Source organism: Caballeronia sp. LZ003 (assembly GCF_031451465.1).
Classification (GTDB): domain Bacteria; phylum Pseudomonadota; class Gammaproteobacteria; order Burkholderiales; family Burkholderiaceae; genus Caballeronia.
In genome coordinates this window covers 55,327-75,141 of record NZ_JARUXJ010000231.1, presented here as the reverse complement: position 1 = coordinate 75,141, position 19,815 = coordinate 55,327, and the positions used below count along the sequence as shown (strand labels likewise).

Annotated in this window: 12 protein-coding genes and 4 pseudogenes; 2 read left to right on the top strand and 14 right to left on the bottom strand. The window is 59.9% G+C overall.

Translation table 11 applies throughout. From position 1 onward, the window contains the following. The first annotated feature begins 169 nt into the window (after positions 1-169). A complete protein-coding gene (locus QCE79_RS35255) occupies positions 170-1,219 on the top strand; it encodes an IS110 family transposase (RefSeq protein WP_309852647.1) in 1,050 nt (349 codons plus the stop codon). A 160-nt stretch (positions 1,220-1,379) separates the two neighbouring features. Here the strand turns inward: QCE79_RS35255 and QCE79_RS35250 are convergent. The 4 genes and pseudogenes from QCE79_RS35250 to QCE79_RS35235 all read right to left on the bottom strand — a co-directional run. Next, positions 1,380-1,777 (bottom strand): annotated as a pseudogene (locus QCE79_RS35250) (transposase); the annotation flags it as partial. A gap of 126 nt (positions 1,778-1,903) precedes the next feature. Further along, positions 1,904-3,114, bottom strand: a protein-coding gene (locus QCE79_RS35245; RefSeq protein ID WP_309852655.1) for an IS3 family transposase whose coding sequence is annotated in 2 segments (ribosomal slippage) — positions 1,904-2,796 and positions 2,796-3,114 — 1,212 coding nt in all. Because the reading frame shifts where the segments join, the coding sequence is not laid out codon by codon here. Between the two features lie 94 nt (positions 3,115-3,208). Further along, positions 3,209-3,673, bottom strand: a pseudogene (locus QCE79_RS35240) (transposase); the annotation flags it as partial. Between the two features lie 242 nt (positions 3,674-3,915). Then, positions 3,916-5,331: pseudogene (locus QCE79_RS35235) on the bottom strand (transposase). A 275-nt stretch (positions 5,332-5,606) separates the two neighbouring features. Between QCE79_RS35235 and QCE79_RS35230 the strand changes: the two are divergent. Beyond that, positions 5,607-5,894, top strand: a pseudogene (locus QCE79_RS35230) (IS3 family transposase); the annotation flags it as partial. A 464-nt stretch (positions 5,895-6,358) separates the two neighbouring features. Here QCE79_RS35230 and QCE79_RS35225 read toward each other — a convergent pair. The 10 genes from QCE79_RS35225 to QCE79_RS35180 all read right to left on the bottom strand — a co-directional run bounded on the left by QCE79_RS35225 (position 6,359) and on the right by QCE79_RS35180 (position 19,782). Then, positions 6,359-7,666 (bottom strand): chloride channel protein, encoded by a 1,308-nt coding sequence (locus QCE79_RS35225; RefSeq protein WP_309852644.1) that lies wholly within the window; start codon positions 7,664-7,666, stop codon positions 6,359-6,361. Between the two features lie 246 nt (positions 7,667-7,912). Next, positions 7,913-8,314 carry a heme-binding protein gene (locus QCE79_RS35220; protein ID WP_309852641.1) on the bottom strand — a complete coding sequence of 134 codons (402 nt, stop codon included), beginning with the start codon at positions 8,312-8,314 and terminating at the stop codon, positions 7,913-7,915. Between the two features lie 542 nt (positions 8,315-8,856). Continuing rightward, positions 8,857-9,567, bottom strand: coding sequence for an SDR family oxidoreductase (locus tag QCE79_RS35215; protein ID WP_250495368.1), 711 nt, complete (start codon positions 9,565-9,567; stop codon positions 8,857-8,859). Between the two features lie 129 nt (positions 9,568-9,696). Further along, a complete protein-coding gene (locus QCE79_RS35210; protein WP_309852637.1) occupies positions 9,697-10,725 on the bottom strand; it encodes a porin in 1,029 nt (342 codons plus the stop codon). A gap of 53 nt (positions 10,726-10,778) precedes the next feature. Further along, a complete protein-coding gene (locus tag QCE79_RS35205; protein WP_309852634.1) occupies positions 10,779-11,780 on the bottom strand; it encodes a Gfo/Idh/MocA family oxidoreductase in 1,002 nt (333 codons plus the stop codon). Further along, on the bottom strand, positions 11,771-13,036 hold the full coding sequence (locus QCE79_RS35200; protein ID WP_250495371.1) for an LVIVD repeat-containing protein: 1,266 nt from the start codon (positions 13,034-13,036) through the stop codon (positions 11,771-11,773). The genes QCE79_RS35205 and QCE79_RS35200 overlap by 10 nt, the downstream gene beginning before the upstream one ends. A 36-nt stretch (positions 13,037-13,072) precedes the next feature. Further along, positions 13,073-14,311: an FAD binding domain-containing protein gene (locus QCE79_RS35195; RefSeq protein ID WP_309852630.1), complete on the bottom strand. Its 1,239-nt coding sequence runs from the start codon at positions 14,309-14,311 to the stop codon at positions 13,073-13,075. Positions 14,312-14,399: 88 nt separating this feature from the next. Next, positions 14,400-15,647, bottom strand: a complete 1,248-nt coding sequence (locus QCE79_RS35190) for an MFS transporter (protein WP_309852627.1) — start codon at positions 15,645-15,647, stop codon at positions 14,400-14,402. Positions 15,648-15,768: 121 nt separating this feature from the next. Beyond that, positions 15,769-16,713 (bottom strand): dihydrodipicolinate synthase family protein, encoded by a 945-nt coding sequence (locus QCE79_RS35185; RefSeq protein ID WP_309852625.1) that lies wholly within the window; start codon positions 16,711-16,713, stop codon positions 15,769-15,771. 45 nt (positions 16,714-16,758) lie between these two features. After that, a complete protein-coding gene (locus QCE79_RS35180; RefSeq protein ID WP_309852622.1) occupies positions 16,759-19,782 on the bottom strand; it encodes an FAD-binding and (Fe-S)-binding domain-containing protein in 3,024 nt (1,007 codons plus the stop codon). Positions 19,783-19,815 lie beyond the last annotated feature (33 nt).

Genomic DNA, 19,815 nt, shown 5'->3' with positions numbered 1-19,815 from the left:
GCTTTTCTGACTGCCAAAGCAGAGCGCGCCACGCCGAGAACATCGCAGACCGTTTTCATTGGTCGTCCCCGGGCAGTAAGGGCGAGCGCGCAATCCAGTAATAGGATGGTCCGCTCCTCTCATAGGGGCATAATCGACGCTGACGCCGACCCTTTTTCGGAGGTGTGTCATGAGTCAATTGAGTTCCACCGCTGTCGCCCGCATGGGCATTGATATCGGGAAGTCTGTCTTCCATGTCGTCGGTCTGGACGCGAAAGGCAAGCCAGTATTCAAGGGCCGATTCAATCGTGAACGGCTGTTGGAGTTTCTCGCTCGCGCGTCTCCGACCATCGTTGGTATGGAAGCTTGTCCTGGTACCAACTGGCTCGCACGCAAAGCGGCCGCCTACGGACATCAGATTCGCATCGTCCCCGCGCAGTTCGTCAAGCCCTTCGTCAAGTCCAACAAGACTGATATTGTCGATGCGGAGGCCATAGCCGAAGCGATTTCTCGTCCTACCATGCGCTTCACCCAGCCCAAGACCGAAGCTCAGCTCGATTTGCAGGCTCTCCATCGAGTCAGGCAACGCCTGGTGTCTTGCAAGACCGCTATCGTCAATCAGGCCCGCGCTTTCTTGCTGGAATATGGCATTACTATCGGCACAGGTCCCGCCTACTTTGTTCGCGATATGCCGCGCATTATCTCCGACGAGAACAATGGGCTGACGGTATCGATGCGACAAGTTTTGCAGGAGCAATGGCAAGAATATCGCTCCGTCGAAGCTCGGCTATTGCAATTGCGTCGTCAGATCGAAGCAATCGCTGGCGCCGACGACGTCGCAACGCGACTTACCTCGGTTCCGGGTATTGCACACCTCACCGCGACAGCCATTACAGCTTTCTCGGGCACCGGAACACAGTTTAAATCCGGTCGCCATTTTGCAGCGTGGCTAGGACTCGTGCCTGGAGAATTTTCCACCGGCGGCAAACAACATCTGCTCGGAATTACGAAGCGTGGAAACCCCTATCTGCGCAGACTATTGATTCACGGCGCACGTGCTTGTGTTCTCCAGCTCGACCGCACCAAAGATCACCTTGGAGTCTGGATCTCGCAGATGGAGGCGAAGGGAATCCATCGAAACAAAGTAATTGTTGCGCTTGCCAACAAACTCGCACGTATCGCGTGGACGATTCTCACACGCCAAGGAACGTTCTACTTGCGACAGCCCCAAGCGCGATGATCAGCCCACTCTCTTCAAAGTTTGCAGACGGTAATTGATGACGAAACAGTGCACTGGCGTTCGGTAAGCCCGGGACAAAAACCGGCCGCTGAGGTCTGTCCATTTGTTGGGAACCGACCGCGCATATCCCATCATGGCCTTGCTGCCAAAAGCAGCTGACTCGCGAGAGGCCGGATACATTTACGCAAACTGTCTCGCCTGAAAAACCCGCTTGCAAAACCGGAGCGGACCATACATTTTTTGAGCGGCCATACTCGACTGCTTCCTTCAGATTTCTGCCTCCTGCGTCTTCTTGCCAAGCAGACGCTGCAGTTCCCTGATTTCCTTCATCGCTGTGGCCAACTGCGAAGCGGGTACCACGGCTTCTCCAGCCTTCACCGCAGCCAGGCTGCCTTCCTCGTATTGCTTGCGCCACGCAAACACCTGGTTTGGGTTGACCCCGTGCCGCCGGGCAACCGCTGAAACCGTTGCTCCCGGCTCCAGGGTTTCCTGCACGATGGCCACCTTCTCCTGGACCGAACGTCGACGACGGCGCTCCGGCTCGGTCAGAACTTCAATGCTTTTCACGATTTGCCTAGGCTTGAAACTAGTCACAAGATTCCCTCTTATTTTAAGGGGTGTCTCGTGTCCTGAGATTCAAGGGGCTACTCCAGTGGATTTGCCCCCGTAGTTCCGGACACCATCTCACACCAAGGTTGATGAATCGGCTTTACGTCGGAACTCGCGCGGCGAGCGGTATTTCAGCGCGCTATGCGGGTGTTTGTCGTTGTAGTGTTCGAATGCGACGGCCAAATTGCGCACGGCGGTCGCCGCGTCCGGCTTCGGCATGAACGCAACGTAATCGCGCTTCATCGTCTTGACGAAGCTTTCTGCCATGCCATTGCTCTGCGGGCTGCATACGGGCGTGGTCAACGGCTTGAGACCAATATCTGAAGCGAACGCGCGGGTCTTTTCGGCAATGTAACCCGAACCGTTGTCGCTGAGCCATTCGATTTGCGCGGGCGTTTTGCGAACGTTCCCGAAACGATGTTCGACAGCCGCCAGCATGACATCGCGCACAACGTCGCCGCTATGACCGCCTGTCGTCGCTGCCCAGCTGATCGCTTCGCGGTCACAGCAATCGAGTGCGAACGTCACGCGCAGCGGCGCGCCGTTGTCGCAACGAAACTCGAAGCCGTCAGAGCACCATCGCTGATTGCTTCTGGGCACCGCCACCGTACCTTCATGCCGACGCTCGATGCTCGGCCTCGCAGGCCTCCTGTGAAGCAACAAATCGTGCTGGCGCATCACGCGATAAACACGTTTCGCATTCACTGGAACCTCACACCGCAATTCCCGCTCGCTTCGCAGCAGGCCCCAGACGCGTCGATAGCCGTAGCTGGGCAAGTCAGCAACGAGCAAACGAATTTCGTCGACAATGCCAGCATCATCCGTTTTGCGTGCGCGCCGGCCATCCTGCCAGTCAGCAGTCCGGGCGAGCTTTACCGACACATTTGAGCGCGCTACACCGAGAACGTCACAGACCTGCTTCACTGGCCGTCCCCCGGTAATGAGGGTGAGCGCGCAATCCATTTTCGCGACTTCATGACCTCCACGGCTTCCCGGAGAATCTCGTTCTCCATGGTCTTCTTGCCCAGCAGGCGCTGGAGCTCCTTTATCTGCTTCAGCGCGTCGCTCAACTCGGACGCTGGCACAACTTCTTCTCCAGCGCTCACTGCCGACAGGCTGCCGTCCTGATGCAGCTTGCGCCACTGAAACAGCTGATTTGGATTGATGCCGTGCAGCCGAGCCACCATCGAAACTGTCTTGCCCGGCTCGAACGTCTCCCGAACCATCGCCAGCTTCTCATCAGCCGACCAGCGCCGTCGGCGCTCAGGTCCCGTCAACACTTCCATCACTTCGTTCTTGTTGTGAGTCATATACACAGTCTTATGCCTACCCGCTATTGTAAGTGGGAGACTGTGTCCGGTCTTTCAGGGGGCTGTTCCACTCCTGTACATAATCGCGCAGTCGTTCATTAGTCGCCAGCTTCGCTGGCTTCGGTCTTTTAGCGAATCGATCCGCCTTCCACTGCGCGACAGAGGCACGATACTCCAGATACCCACTGCGCGTTGCGGCATTGCGCGTCAGTTCTCGCGAAACGGTTGACGGACTGCGTCCGATACGCCGAGCGATCTCACGCACTCCAAGTCCTTGGACAGAGAGCAAGGCTATCTCTTCTCGCTCAGAGAACGACAAGTAACGACCAGTGATCGGTTTGGACATGAATAGTGGCATGCCGCCACGATAGCGGAACCAGCGCGAGCCCACCGCCTGAGACGCGCCTACCGCCTGCGCTGCCTTCTCGCTCGTAATGCCAGTCGCGATTTGTTGCCAAAAGCGACGCTCAATCTCGTTTCTAAGCGATGGCGCGCCCGGCGAGTACATCGCTGCTCGACCGGTCAACCGATACACCTGCTTTGCACTTCGCACCATGCAACACCTCCGCGATCAAGGGTGTTGCGACGACCGGTTGAATCCGCCCTTGAAGCGGCCGTCTGAGTGGCCTCCTTATTCGCCCAACGAACGACTGCAAGTGGCCTATTTCGTTGAAAAACCCGGTTATCGCCCATGGGCGCGCATGTCTGGGCGTGCAATCGACGCGCTCAGGGCTCTTTCCGAACATGCCGCATCTGGGCGTTGCTCTGCGATGCATTTCAAGCGGCCGCTGCCGCCGTTTCTTCCTGCTTTGGCATCAACCACTTCGCCATTCGCCGCAGGTTCTGCGCAGTTGCAGCTAGCAAGAACTCGTCATGAGCACCTGACGGACCTCGCAGTCGGAGACGATCCAGCTTCATGACGCGTTTGAGGTGAGCGAACAGGATCTCAACTTTCTTGCGGTCCTTGCGTGACTGCCTGTATGCCGGTGTTTTCGCAATAGCCCTTGCCTTATCGCGTGCTGATTCGTGGACGCTTCGGGCTATCTTCCGTATGGGTGTGTTCGGACAGCATTGGTCTTTCAATGAACATTCAGCGCAGTCCATCTGGCTTGATCGATAGACGACCGTGTTGGCCTTGGTGATGTGCGTGCGCGGATTCGTGAACGGACGCCGTTCGCTGCGCAGTGCGTGTCCGGCCGGACAGCGATACTCATTGCTTTGCTCGAGCCACTGAAAATCGCTGTTCTCGAAGGTCTCGTCGCTACGCTTTCCTTTCTCCCACACTGGAACATGCGGCTCAATCGCCTTCTCATTGATCATCCAGGCAAGCGTCGACGCAGTGCCATATGCGGTGTCACCTACCAGACGTTGTGGCTTGAGGCGGAAGCGCTGCTCGACCCGATCGATCATGGTCCTTGTTGAGTCCACTTCCTGTGTGCGATATGCGGGGGTGGCCTCGACATCCACGATGATTCCCGCGTGCAGATCAATCAAGTAGTTGGTCGAGTAGGCATAGAACGCCGGGCCACCGGGTGCTGCTGTCCAACGTGCAGCAGGATCGGTTAGTGAAATGTTCTTCGGTTGTGTGACAGGTTCCGGCGGAGGTTCCATGTCTTGGGCGTCAGTGTTGTTCGCGTCGAGCGTCGCCAGATACTCACGTACCGCACGGCTGGGCCTTTCGCCATGCCCCCAGCCGATCGCTTGAGTCCCGGGCGATGCCTCGAGTGCGATTGGCGTCGGCTTTGATGACGCTGGCGTCGATTGCGAACCCTTCACCATCTACGAGACCTTCGCTCATGCAGCGACGTAAAACTGATTCGGATACATGACGCAGCATGTCGCTGTCGCGAAACCGGCCATGGCGATTCTTTGAAAAAGTTGAGTGATCGAGCACCGCATCTTCGAGGCCGAGGCGACAAAACCAGCGATACGCCAGATTCAGATGAACCTCTTCACACAGGCGCCGTTCGGAGCGGATGCCGAAGCAGTATCCGATGATCAGCATGCGAATGATCAACTCTGGATCGATCGAAGGGCGCCCCGTATGACTGTAAAAGACGCCATGTGCCGACGCAGATCTCTGGCATCGAAGAAATGATCTATGCCGCGTAACAGATGGTCTTTCGGAACATGATCATCAAGGTTGAACGCGTAAAACAGCTGCTCCTGATTGCCACTTCGCTGACCCATCATGACGATGCACTCCGTCGATTGATGAATCAAGGATAACGAACAATCCGACTTTCAGGCGAGTTTTTCAACGAAATAGACCCATAGCGAGCGTAGGTAGTCAGCGCCTTTCCACGCCCTCCTGCATCGACCTAGCCGAACACGCTGATCATTTGGAGCATCGCCTTTGTATCTTGTTTTACATAATAGAAGTTTATAGACGTTCGCTTTGTAGCGGCAATATCCTAATGTCGTGTTTGGGGGTGCGGCGGAATTCTTGGACTATGAGGAGCTAATCCATGTATTCGTACGAAGACCGCATCCGAGCAGTGAAGCTCTGCTTGAAGCTTGGGAAGCGCCTTACCGCGACCGTTCGTCAATTGGGCTATCCCACAACGAAATCTCTCGAACGTTGGTATCACGCGTACGAGCGATTCCTGGATTTGCCGAGGGAACGTATTTGCTTGAGGCCGCGCTACTCGGCAGAACAAAAAAAGGCGGCCACGGACCACTACATGAGCAACGGCCAGTGTCTGGCAGCAACGACAAAGGCCTTGGGATATCCGGAACCCGGGGCGCTTCACACTCTTATCGTCCGTGCACGGCGCCGATATGCTCTCTGACCATCCACCCAACCGTTAATCCTATTTACACCCGGCATCCGCCCAAGTGTCGCGCCGGCGCCGAGGTCGCCATCGGGAGAGCTCACCCGATCCCAAAACCGCCTGATTACCACGCATATACAGGTTGCGACATTTGCTGCGAAAGTTTTGGGGAAACTAACGTGTCGTTGAGAAATCTGGAAGCAACGAAAGGCCAGTTGAATGAACGCAAGCGCGGAGCAGCGTCAGCAAAAAGCAGCTCTGCCGTCAGAAACCGCGAAACTCATACACACGCACCCTGACCGTTCAACCCGCGCTCTTAAAGGCGGATTGGACGCAACAGCCTTCGAAGAGCGACATCTGGATCCAACTGTCGTTACGAAATTCTAACTGGCCCTGTCAATATGCATCCTTCATTAACGCGAGGAGCGTGGGCCTATGCCCGGCTATCAAGTGTTTGAATACTTCTGTGCGAGCGCCTCGTACAGCGGCGGTCCAAACAGCTTCGAAACTTGACCTGAGATGAGCGCCGTTGCCATGAGAGACAACACCAGTGCGTGTCCGTTGATCATCTCGAAGACAATCACAAATGCGGTGATCGGGCTCTGCGTCACGGCGGCAAGATAGCCGACCATACCTAGCGCGATAAGCATCGGCAACTGTATGTTTGCAAAAGTGAGGTGCAGCGCGTTGCCGATCCCCGCACCGATTGCGAGCGATGGCGCGAAAAGTCCGCCAGGCGCGCCAGGAAGATAGGAGCAGATCATCGACGCCATTTTGAATAAAGGATAGCTCGCGCCCACTTGTGATTGACCTTCGAGCATGCCGCGCGCTTCCGCATACCCGCTCCCGAACGTGTGACCGCCGGCGGTCACGCCAACCATCGCGATGAGAAGGCCGCATGCCGCACCGAAGGACACCGGGTGCGCCTGACGCCAGCTGACCACACGCGCGGGCATCCAACGTTGCGTATTCAGCAGAAGCCAGCAAAATGTTCCGCCCGCGATGCCCGTTGCGGAACCTATCAGAACAACGGCCATTGCCAGCGAGTGAGGAAAGCGCCCTTCCAAGTTGATCGTGCCAAAATAGGTGTAGTTGCCTTGTAGCGCGAGCGACACGATGCCGGCAAAAATGATCGCTGTGATCGACACCCCGCTAGAGCGTTGCTCGAAAGTCCGCATGAGTTCTTCGATGGCGAAAACCACCCCAGCGAGCGGCGCATTAAACGCGGCTGACAATCCCGCCGCTGCCCCCGCGAGTGCCAAGTTGCGCTCAAGTGCGCCGCCGCTCAGCCTGAGAAGTCGCAATGGGTAAAAGCGGCGCAGGCTGAACATGAGTGCCGCGCCGACATGGATGGTTGGGCCTTCTCGCCCGATCGTGAATCCGCCGAGGATCGACAGATACGACAAGATAATTTTGCCGATAAGAATGCGTACTGTAAGCAGGCTCGATCCTAAATCACGCCTGTTATGCAGCATTGCGATGACCTGCGGAATCCCACTGCCCTCCGCGCCGGGAAAGAAGCGCCGGGTAAGCCATACACTTAAAGCGCTAACCGCGGGAGTCAACATCAAAGGCAGCCACCAGCAGAGTTTCGTAACGCGCACAAAAGTGTCGAAGCCGAAATCGATCAGCCTCGCGTACATCACTGCGACGAGCCCAGTCACGACCGCGCCGAGCCAGAACACACCGTAGTGCAGCCACAGCCGCCTACCGCGCACGATTACGCGTCGGTTGAGATATTCAGGATAGCGCATGAGTAGATGAAGGTATGCGACTTTTGTGTTCAAAAATCTTACTGACGCAGTCCTTATGTAGAGGTCTGCTGACTTCATTATTCATTTACGCGACCAAGATTTTCGAAGATTTCGAAGCACGCCGCGGAAATGGCAAGGTGACATCGGTGCGACGGCTCAACGCATACCCCATTCGAAACGTTATGTGGTGACTGACTCGGCGCGCATTTGCCTCCCGTCAGGAAGGAGGGCAAATCGATGTTGTCCTCAGACGAGCGCAGCAACGCCAGCTTTCGCAACCTGCGTGTCTTCTGCGGGCTTCATTCCGGACACGCCGATTGCACCGACAACATGGCCTTCTGCGATGAGAGGCACGCCACCCTCAAGAGCCGTGATAAGTGGAGCGGTGCTAAAAGCCGTACGCCCACCATTAATCATTTCTTCGTATGCCTTCGATTCACGCCGACCAAGCGCTGCAGTGCGGGCTTTACCGATGGAGATTTCGGCACCGATAGCTGCACATCCGTCGAGACGAAGCATGCCGAGCAAATGACCACCATCGTCTACGACTGAGATGGCAACCGGCCACTTCTGCTTGTCAGCCTCAGCGCGAGCGGCGGTGAGGATGCGGGAAACATCTTCGATTGAGATCACTGGCTTGCTTTGCATCTTGACTTTTCCTCTTTGGTATAGACGACCGGGGTCGCCTTGGCACACTGTCGTTGTCTGATCCGCCTTCAAGGTCAGACTAGGAACAGGCAAATTAGAAAGCTAGCGTCGCCCTCCACAGGCGGCAAAATCCGGTGATCGAAGGCGCCCGCTTCAGGAGAACGCGTTGTATGACGGGAGAGGAGAGGTGATTTACCCGGCCTCACTTTCATCAAATGCCTCTATATAATTGGGTACTGTCACCCCTGACTATTTGTTGTGTGATCCTGTCTAGGTTCAGCGAGAGAGTAAGCGCTTAGAAGCGTGCATCCCGCGAAAGTAAGCAAGTCGAGGGACGGCGTCGGCGTTACTCGCGCGTCGAACGCGTTTATATCGTTGCGGCTTATCCTGTGTACCCCGGTGGCGCGGTGGAAACCGTCCACTCCCGCTCCATCAATAGCACTTGCGCCAGGAGTCGGTGATCCGAAGGTATCTCCTCGACGCTAGAGCAATAAACGCATCAATTGTCGTCTCAACTAGCTCGCGCCAACCTTGCCCCAAGCTCAGGCAATGGCGCCACCGCCATCGACGAAAACAGTAGTTCCCGTCATGTAGGCATTGCTCATCAGGGCAATGACCTGCGCGGCGACGTCTTCAGGCGTTCCGACTCGACCGACTGGCAACCTTTTTGCCGCTGCATCGAATATGGCATGACGACGGTCGCGGTCAAGTGCGTCGTACATCTCGGTCACGACTAAGCCAGGCGAGACGCAGTTGACCCGTACAGGCGCAAACTCCAGGGCCAAGCCGCGAGTCAGCCCTTCGAGCGCGGCATTGATCGCCCCTTGGATGGCGGCACCGGCCTTTGGACGCACTGACAGAAATCCCGAGGTCAACGTCAGCGAGCCACCGTCAACGATCTTCGCCGAACGCGCCAGCCGGTATGCGCCCCAAAACTTCGATTCAAACGAGGCAAAAGCGCTCTCTAGCGGAAGCTCACGCACGGCGGCGACCATGGTTTGCGCCGCAGAACAGAATACATGATCGAAGCATCCTTGTTCGTCGAAGAACACTTCGAGGGCAGCGTTATCGCCGGTATCAAGGCTCGTACCGGCAGCGAACCCGCCAAGCCTTGCAAGCGCATCATGAACCTTACTCGCAGAACGCGACGCGATAGTTACCTTGGCTCCCTGTGCTATCGCAGCCGTGGCCACGCCAAGACCAATGCCCGAAGAGCCGCCCAATACAAGGATCTTCTTGCCATCTAATGCCATTTAATAGTCTCCGATTGCATCTTGTCAGTGTAATGTGTGTCACAGCGCTGCTGCCGCATGAACACACCAGTGAGCGCCAGAGGCAGTTTGCCTCTTGAGCACGCTCGCCACCAGCTCGGTGGCGAGTGCTCAAAAGCGGTGTCTTATCCCCCCTCCGAAGCTGTTCGAGGTACCTGCTGTGCTCAGCTTGTCGTACATGTAGCTCGCGTAAACATCGGTACGCTTTGACAGCGGATAATCGAAAGTCACGCCGGCCGTGTTGCGATCATAGGACACTGAGTTCAGCGATAACCGCGTGTTAGTGCGGGAATAAGCGAGTTCCAGCGCGGACACACCAATCGGGATTGTCACGCCGCCGTGATAGGTGTTGTTGGTCGAACCGAAATCAAATGATGCCGTGTGCGTGTAGGTCGCATACAACTGCACAAAGTTGAGGTTGTAGCTCGCTCCTAGATACCACGCATTCTGGTGATCGACCGGCGTGACGATGCCCAGTCCGGTCCTGACGCGCTGAATGACTCCCGCCAAGTACAACGGCCCTCGATCGTAGACGAGCGTGGCGGTTTCGTCGTGCGCGCCATTTCCTGGCGCAGTCGTCTGCACAGAAAACGTGAGGCCGCCAAGCGACGGTGACTGGTAAAGGATTGAGCTGTCCCAGCCCGTATCGCCAAGCACGGTCCTGCCATAGTTCACGATCCATGACTGGGTCATCAACGGACTGAAGCGAAACGATCCTCCCATCGGATTGGAGCGCGCCATGATGTAGAACAGCGGCGTCACCTGCCGTCCCATGCGGATCATGCCGTACGGACTCGCCAGCTCAACGTATGCATTGCGCGAGAATGCGCCATCGCCGGCGAATCGGCCAACCTGACCGTTATTCACGAAGATGTAACTCTCGATCGCGAAACCCGCTTTCAGCCCACCGCCGAGATCTTCGATTCCACGCATTCCGTAAAACGAGGTGATCTGCCCGCCGTTGAGCATGCCGACGACCGACGAAGGATCACCGCTCGCCTTAAAGTTTCCGATTACGGAATCCAGCAACCCATACAACTTGACCGTCGATGCCTGCGCATGCGCCAAATTTGACATGCCAAACAGACTAGCGACACATGCTGGGCCAATATATTTCGTTATCCTATGTATTTTAGCCATCTCTGTCTCCTCATTGATTTTGTCACGTGCCTAGTGGGTATGCTCCTTGTCTGCTATGGCGACGGAACGATGCGCACTGCCCGGCCGTGCTGAAGCGACTGCGCAACCGCTTCCATGACCGCAACATTCGAAAGCATTTGGTTAGTGCTAACGGGATAGTTCGCCTGCCCACCAATCGCCGCGCAGAAGCACTCGATGTTGTCCCTCACCGAATCATTCCACTCGAATGCGGCCCACCGTTCCGTTCCGTCGGCGCGACGCACACAGAGATGACTCGCACCCTTTGAATCCGGATGATCGGCATTGCGCAGCTCGGCCCAGCCTTGCGCTCCATACATCGCGACGCGCATATAAAGCGGCGTTTCGAGGATCGAATTGATATAGCCGGTAGCGCCGGTCGCAAATCGCACCTGGAGCGACAATGTCCGCCCCGCTTGCGAAACCTCGCGTGCAGGCGCCGTCGCGAAGACCTCTTCGATCTCACCGAGCAGATCAGCCAGCAGGTCGGTCATGTGAATTGCCGTTCCGGTCATCGCCAGCGGCACGGCATCGCTCTCGACCACGCGCCAATTGTCGGCGGCGAGACTCGCGAGCTTGTCGTGGCTGAAGTTGGCTTCCGCGTGGACGATCGCGCCGAGCTCACCGTCGCGCACCAATTTCGCGAGCGCGATCACTCCCGCCTCGAAGCGGCGCTCGTGACCAGTGCCCAGCCGCACCCCAGCACGCGCGCACGCCTCGATGCAGGCTCGTGCGTCTTCACGGCTCATTGCGAGCGGCTTCTCACAGAACACATGCTTGCCGTGCGCGGCAGCGCTTGTTACCTGCTGCGCGTGCAGCCGATGCGGCGTCGCAATCACGACAAGGTCAATGTCAGTGCAAGCGAGCATCGCTTCATAGTCGGTGGAAAACGGCACGCCAAACTCTTCGGCGACTGGACGATGAGCATCGCGGCTTCCTATTGCGGCAACGAACTGCAACGCCGGCGACGCGTGCATTTGGCCAAGCAGGTGCCGTCCCCACCATCCAAGCCCGACCAGCGCCGCCTTCAACGCCATGACTCGACCTCCATCACGTACAGACCGCCGTTATAGTCTGTCGAGTAGATCAAACCGGTTGCGTCAACAAACACATCTGCCGACTGGATCACGAGGGGCCGGTTTTGTCGGTGGTCGACCAGCCGATCCGGCGTCGGCGGCACGAGCGCCGCAATCTCGGCCGGCCGATAGGGGTCACGAATATCAAATACGCGCACGCCCGCGTTCTGATACGTCGCTACGATGATCTCCGAACTGACGAACGTGCCAGGGCGATTCTCATGCAGATTGTGCGGCCCGAAGTGACCGGGCTTCGCCGCATAATCGATCTCTGCTGGCGATGGCATGGTCGCGATGCTTACCGGGTTCGACGGCTCTCGGATGTCGAACATCCAGATGAACTTCTCGCCGTCGGCCTGATTGTCAAGTACCGCTTCGTCGAGCACCACGAGCAGATCGCGATCAGGCAGCGGCAGGCAGTTGTGCGTTCCGCCACCGAACGGCGGCGACCAGTTGCGATGCGCGACCAGCTTCGGCGCGGCGCGGTCGGCGACATCGAGGATCACCATGCCGGCATCGCGCCACGCGCAGTAGGCGGTATCGCCATGCACAATCGGATGATGCAGCCCGAAACGTCGCGTGCTATCCCAGACTGGGGTCTCACCGCCCGCCGCGTGCATGCCGGGAATCCAGTAGCGCCCCGCCTCGACCGGACGGCGCGGATCGGCCATGTCGATGGTGATGAAGATGTAATCGGTGAAGCCGTCAAGGAGCGCCGAAGCATAAGCCCAGCGCCCGCCGGTGTACCAGACACGATGAATGCCGCCGCCCTCGACGGACATGAAGCCGACCTCGCGCGGCGCGTCGGGCGTCGAGATGTCGTACACCGCCAGACCTGCTCGCCAGTGGCGCACCCCGCCGGACCGGCTCGCGGTGCCCACTTTCTCGCCGAGCGCGCCACTGTAATACGCGCGCTCGTCCTGGAACTCGGTGGCGGCGAACATATCTTTCGCGTTGATGACGAGCAGCAGATCGTCATGCGCCTGCAGATGGATGTTCCAGGTATCCGGCGGCGCCGCCGCGTAATGGATCGGCGTGGGCCGGCGCGGATCACGCACATCGATGACGCTGAAGCCCTTCGAGAACATGTGGCCAATGTACGCGTAGCCGCGATGCACCATGAGCTGAACGCCGTCCGGGCGCCCGCCTTGGTCGCAGTATCCGATCAGGCGCATATCGCGCGCAAAATCGGGAACCGGAAGCTCTGCTGCGGACATAACTTTCTCCAGTTGAAATCGGATAAATACGTGCCTTCACAGCGCTTTTAAAAAATCGGACGACGCGGTGTTGCGAAGGATGCCGGTCACGCTGTGGAATTCCCGCCAATGCGCATCGTCGGCTGCGTGCTCCGACGCTTCGTTGGCGAGCAGATACTCGCCCAGCGTGCGGCCGCGCTCGAACGCCATGCGCCCTTCGACGAGCCGCTCCTTTTCAAAATGTGCGAGTGCGTCATCGATCGACAGTGCCCGATTTCCCAACGCATGCGCAAGCACCTGCGCATCTGAGGCCGCCTTGGCGACGCCCATTCCAATATGTGGTCGCCCGACCGAGGCGGCATCGCCGATCAGCGCAATGCGCCCGAACACCATCTTGGGCGAGAACAGGTCGTAGATCGGCGTAAAAAACGGCCGCTCGATCACCGCGAGCGTGTCGCTGAACGACGGCGGCAACTGCCTACGCGCCGCGTCCTTGAGTTCGTCGATCAATTCCTGACGCACGAGGGGCGGCGGAATCGAAACCGGATGATGGTTACCCTGTTCATCGACGAGCATCGTTTCGAGCGTCCGAGGGGCGACCGGCCGGTACCAGACCCAGTTGTAGCGCCGCCGGCCCACGTCGAGCGCGTGATCGAGACCCGGAATCGGATAGCCGATGATCTTATTGTTTGGTGGGAGAAAGAACGCGAACTTGTCGAAGATCGTGTCGCGCGCGGATGCCGGTATTGTCGCCTCGTCGGCGACGCCGCGCCAGATCACGTAGCCCGCATAGATCGGCTGTACCGAGGGCATCACCATGCCGCGAATCCCCGAGCGGTAGCCGTCTGCGGCGATCAGCAAATCGGCGTGCTCCTGTCTGCCGTTGGAGAAATGCGCGGTCACGCCGTCATCGCGCTGGTCGATCGACACGAGATTGCAGCCGAGGTGATGATGGCCGTCGGGAATGGTCGCGCGCATCGACTGATGCAGCCGGTCCCAGGACGTGACGATCTGCGGATAATCGAGATGCTCGAGCACGTTGTCCGATTGATCGATCGCGATACGGTCCTTAATTGCTACGCCCAGACGCTCGATGTCCGCGCCGCTTTCGACGAGCGCGTCCAGCAGCTCGCCATGCGTGACGATGCCCGCGCCGCGCCCGAACAGTTCGACGTCGGAGCGCTCGAAAAGGTCGACCGACCAGCCAGCCTTGTGCAGCAACGCCGTGGCAAAGAGTCCGGCCATCGATGCGCCGATCACCAGCGCGCGAGGGCGCGCTGGATGGGTGGAATGCATGTTCATCGCTTGAACCTCTTGGCAATACGCTAAATGAGTAGAGAGAAAGGCATGCGCGTGCAGGGCGGCCCGGCACGTAACGGCGAGCTCAGGCGTCACGCAGCCGCGAATAATCGAAGAACGCCATTAGCACCATCGCCACGCAAGGCGGCGCGACTACCATGACGTTGGCGGCGGCGGACCAACCCCACAGCTCGACTAGTTCGCCGAACAGGAAGCCCGCGAACGGGCCGCTCATGTAAAAACCCGTCATCGCGGCGGACACCGCATAGCCGATTTGCAGCGGATGCGCGCTGCGCTGGATCACTGAGACGAATCGCGCGTAGAAAAAGCCGCTCACCATCAAGCCGAACAACAGCGAGAGTCCTGCGTGGGCAAGAGGCTGCACGGTTCCGTTGAACATCAGGAAGCTAGCCGCCGCGAGTATCGCCAGTCCGCAGAAAATGCCCGCCTTGCCGAGCCTGTCGCCCGCCCAGCCGCCGATGACCGCACCCATCGCGCCCAGCCCGTACATTCCGAGCGCCGATCCCGCCGCGACCGACGTGTAGTTCAGGTGCTCGCGCAGATACGTCGCGTACAGCGCGGTGTAGGAGAAGAACGACAGTCCGACAAGCGCGAAAGACGCCGAAGCGAGGCACACGTTGCGGTTTAGAAGCCGTGGCAGCGACGGCGCTTTCTCGAAAATTCCGGTGCGCTCGGCGGGCTCAATCGCTTCGCTGAAGCGGCCCGGCATGAAGCGCGCGAGCAGCAGCGCGACCACAATGCCAGCGACGCCGAACACGTAAAACGGCAGTTCCCATTGCCCGAAAGCGCGATGCAGATGGACGCCGATCACTGGCCCCACCAGCGCGCCGAAGCCGAAAAACGCCTGCATCCAACCCATCGCGGCACCGCGCGTACGGCCGAAGTAGCCGCCGAGACAGCAATAGACGGCGCCGACCTGCAGCGCTTCGCCGACGCCCGTCAAGCCACGGAATGCCGCCAGCGTCGTGAATCCCTGGGCCAGCGGCGTGATGAGCGTGAACACCGAATAGCCAATCAGCCCGCCCACTAGAATCGATTTGCGTGTATATCTTGCATAGAACCAGCCAGCGACCGGACCGACGATCGCCACGCTGAACGTGAATACCGTGCTAACAAATCCCGCCTGCGCGAGCGAGAGTCCGTACGTCGTGCGTATCGCGCTCAGCAGCGATGGAAACACCTGGCGATCCATCGCGTTGAACATGTACGACGTGCCGAGCAGGCCCATCACCAGGATCAGCATCGGTCGTGACAGGCGGTCAGGCGCCATCTTCGCGAAGTCGTGTTGCGCGTAGCCTTGCATGCCGTTCATCGTTGTCTCCTGTGTATGCATCCGATGGCTCGTCTGAACCTCGACGGTGACGCCGTCTCGGTCCGTGCAAGCTCTTTTGTGCGATTTACCCGGCGCGCGAACTGACGCGCCGAAAAGGTTTCTATGCGTTTACGGTCAGTCCTTCGAGGCGAAAGCCGATATCGTCGAGCGACTGCATCAGCGCATCGCCCTGGCGCTGATCGAGCGCGGTCAGCGGCGCACGTACGTGCGCCCAGTCGGGCGTCGCCCCGCTACGCGCCAGCACGCTTTTCATCGCAGGGATCATTGGCATCGATGCGAAAACGCTGCGCACGGCGAGCGCCATCTGCTCGTCGGGCGCAGGCGCGTTAGCCGACAGTGCCGCAAAGTAACGCACGAGTCCCGCCGGATTCATGTTCGCCGTCGCGCTGATGCAGCCGGCAGCGCCAAGCGGTAATGCACGTGAAAGCAATGCTTCGCTGGCGGGAAACACCGAGAAGCCGTCGGCGGCGAACGTCTTCAGCGTAGCTTCCAGGTTCGCCCAATCGCCGGACGAATCCTTGATGCCGCATACGATGGACGGGTAACGGCTTCGCAGCTGCTCGATCAGGGACAGCGTGATCGGCACGCCTGTCATCTGAGGAATGTGATAGAGGTACAGGCGCAAGCGCGCATCGGCCACCTGCTCAATCACGTCCAGGTAGTAGCGCAGCAAGCCCGCCTCCGAAGGCTGCGGAAAATAGAACGGCGGCAGCATCAGCACGCGATGAATGCCGAGCCCGAGCGCCTGCCGGGTCAGGTCGACGGTTTCGCGCCCGGAACACGTGCCGGTGCCCGGCATGAAGCGCGCGGGATCGAGGCCTGCCGTGATCAGCGCTTCGAGCGCGTGGAGGCGCTCGCCGAACGATAGCGAGGCTGCCTCGGAATTGGTCCCGAACACGGCGAGCCCGACACCCGCGTCCAGCAGCCAGCGGCAGTGCGATTCGAACGCGGGTTGATCGATGTCGCCGGCCGTGTCGAACGGCGTCAGCGCGGGCGCGAGGACGCCGGTCATGGCGGGAGTCGATGCGGCGTCGGCATAGGTCATGTAAGTCATCCGTTTGCGTTAGAAAGGTGAGACGCGTGGCCGGGCTCAGGCGGGCTCGTCCGCGGTCGAAATGCGATGCGTGTGATCGTCGGTCCGCGGCTCGGCGCGCGCCGACGCGTCGTGCGCAAGCGCCAGCAGTTCGGCAAGGTGCACGACTTTGCGGCCGGCCCGCTGCTCAATCTGCTCGCGGCAACTGAAGCCGTTGCTCAGAATGAAGGCGGCGGGCGGCGCGCGGCGCACCGCCGGCAGCAGTACCAGTTCGCCGACCTGCGCGGAGATCTCCGCATGTTTTTCGTCGAAACCGAACGAACCGGCCATGCCGCAGCAGCCGCTGTCGAGCAGCGTCGCGTGCGCGCCCATCGCGTCGAGCAGCGCCTTGTCGCCCTGCGCGCCGAAGAGCGACTTCTGATGGCAATGCGTATGCACGATGACCTGGGCATCGAAGCGCGGCGGCCGGTAGTCGTGCGCCACGAGAAAATCACCCAACATCTGCGCTTTCGCACTCAAAGCGTGAGCGCGCGGATCATCCGGAAAAGTCTTGAGCAGTTCGTCGCGGAACACCGACATGCAGCCCGGTTCAAGCCCGACCAGCGCAACCGGCGCGTCGTCCGCAGCAAACATCGGCGTGAGCGCATCGAGGATCGCGGCAAGCCGGCCTCGCGCGCGATCAAGATAGCCGAAGTCGTACAACGGCCGGCCGCAGCACAACGGCGTCGGCGGCAGCACGGCAACAAAGCCTGCATGTTCGAGCACGCGCGCCGCCGCCTCGGCAATCTCCGGATGGAAGTGCTCGCAGAACGTATCGACCCACAGGATCACGCGCCGGCCTTCGCCTGCGGCCTGTCCGATGCGATGTGCCGCAAGACGCCGATAGGTGGTCCTGGCGAATTTGGGCAACGTGCGCGCCGGGTCCACACCCGCGATGCGCTTGGCGAGCGTGGCGACGCCGGGCGTGCGATTGACGAGATTGACAAGCCCCGGCATGCGCGCGGCGAGCGGCGCCCAGTCGCCGATGCGGCCCATCGCCAGCGCTTGGCGCGGACGTCGGCGCTTCTCGTAGTAATGCGACAGAAATTCGGCCTTGTAAGCCGCCATGTCCGTGTGCGTCGGGCAATCACTGCGGCAGCCTTTGCACGCGAGGCATGTGTCGAGCGCTTCCTTGACGGATTCGCTCTGCCAGCCGTCATCGATCAGATCACCTTGCAGCATCTCCCACAGCAGTCGCGCGCGGCCGCGCGTCGAGAAACGTTCGTCTTGCGTCGCGCGGAAGCTCGGGCACATCGTGCCGCCCTTCTGCGCGCGGCATCGTCCCATACCGACGCAGCGTTCAAGCGCGCGCTGGAAGCCGTTACCTTCGGCGCTGCGGAACTGCAGCTTCGTCGCAAAGTTGACGACTTTGTATCCCGGACCAGCGCGCAGATTGTCGTCGATGCGGTAAGCGTCAACGACCTTGCCGGGATTCATGCGGTTTTGCGGGTCCCAGATGCGCTTGAACATGCGCATCGCTTCCATCAACTCGTCGCCGAACATGATCGGCAGCAGCTCGGCACGCGCCTGGCCGTCGCCGTGTTCTCCGGACAGCGATCCGCCGAAATCGACCACCAACTGCGCAGCCTCGCGCGCGAAGTTGCGGTAATCGAACACGCCCTGTGCGGTGCGCAGGTCGAAGGTCACGCGCGCGTGCACGCAGCCGTCGCCGAAGTGGCCGAACAGCGACGTACGGTAGCCGTAGCGATCGACGAGCGCCTGAAACCCGCGCAGATAATCGCCGAGCCGCGCCGGATCGACCGCAGCGTCTTCCCACCCGACTTTCGGATCCACGACGTTCGGATCGATCGACAACTGCGTGCTCGACGCGCCATTCTCGCGGATCGACCAGATGTGCCGCTGCTCGTCGCGGCTCGTGATCAGGCGGCTCGTCGGACGCGGTCCGGCGTCACGGCTGCACAACGCGTCGCGGGCGCGCTCGGCCAATGCGATCGCGGCCTGCACGGTGTCGGCGCCGAATTCGAGCAGCACCCACGCGTCGCCGCCGGGAAGCATTGCAATTTCGGTGGCAGCCAGCTTGCGCGCCTGCAAACCGCGCACGATCTCTCGATCGAGGCCCTCGGCGGCGATCGGCTCGTAGCGCAAATATTCTGGAACGGCGTCGGCGGCTGTATAGATGTCTGGAAAACCGAGCGCCAATACAACACGTTCGCTTGGGCTGTGCACCAGCCGCACCTGCGCGTGCAGCGTGAGCGCACAGGTGCCTTCGGTGCCAACCAGCGCGCGCGCGACGTTGAAGCCGTTCTCAGGCAACAGCTGATCCAGGTTGTAGCCGGACACGCGGCGCCTGAGCGAGGGGAAGCGCGCACGAATCAGCGGCGCGTAGCGGTCACGCAGCGCACGCAGTCCAGCGTAGATTTCGCCCTGACGGCCGCCCGCAGCGATGATGGCGTCGAGCTGGGCGTCGCTTGTCGGTCCGGTCCAGAAGCGTGTGCCGTCGTAGGTCATCACCTCTAGCGCCTCGACGTTCTCTAGCGTCTTGCCAGCCATGACCGAGTGCGGCCCGCAGGAATTGTTCGCGATCATGCCGCCAAGCGTGCAGCGGCTGTGCGTCGACGGATCGGGGGCGAAGGTGAGGCCGTGCTGTTCGGCCGCGTCACGCAGCTGATCGCAGATGACGCCGGGCTCCACCACAGCGCGTCCTGCCTTCGAATCGAGTTCGATGATCGACGCACAATGTCGAGACACGTCGAAAACGACGGCGGAATTAACCGTCTGTCCACTCATCGATGTTCCTGCGCCGCGCATCAGCACTGGCGCGCCATGGCGCCGGCAAGCGCCGATTCCGGCCGCCAGTTCGTCAAGCGAGCGGGGCATTACGACCGCGACCGGCACCTGCCGGTAGTTGGATGCGTCGGATGCATAGACTGCGAGATGCCCGCGATCGAAGTGCACTGATTCGCCCAGCGTGCTTTGCAGGTCGCGCGCGAACGCGCTCGAAGCGCGATCGACTGGGTGCGCTCCGTCGGTATCCGACGCGGGCAGGCCGGTGTCGACCGGAGGAGAAATCGTTGACGACATGGAAAGTTGGGCTCGTTTGTTGTCGATTGCGAT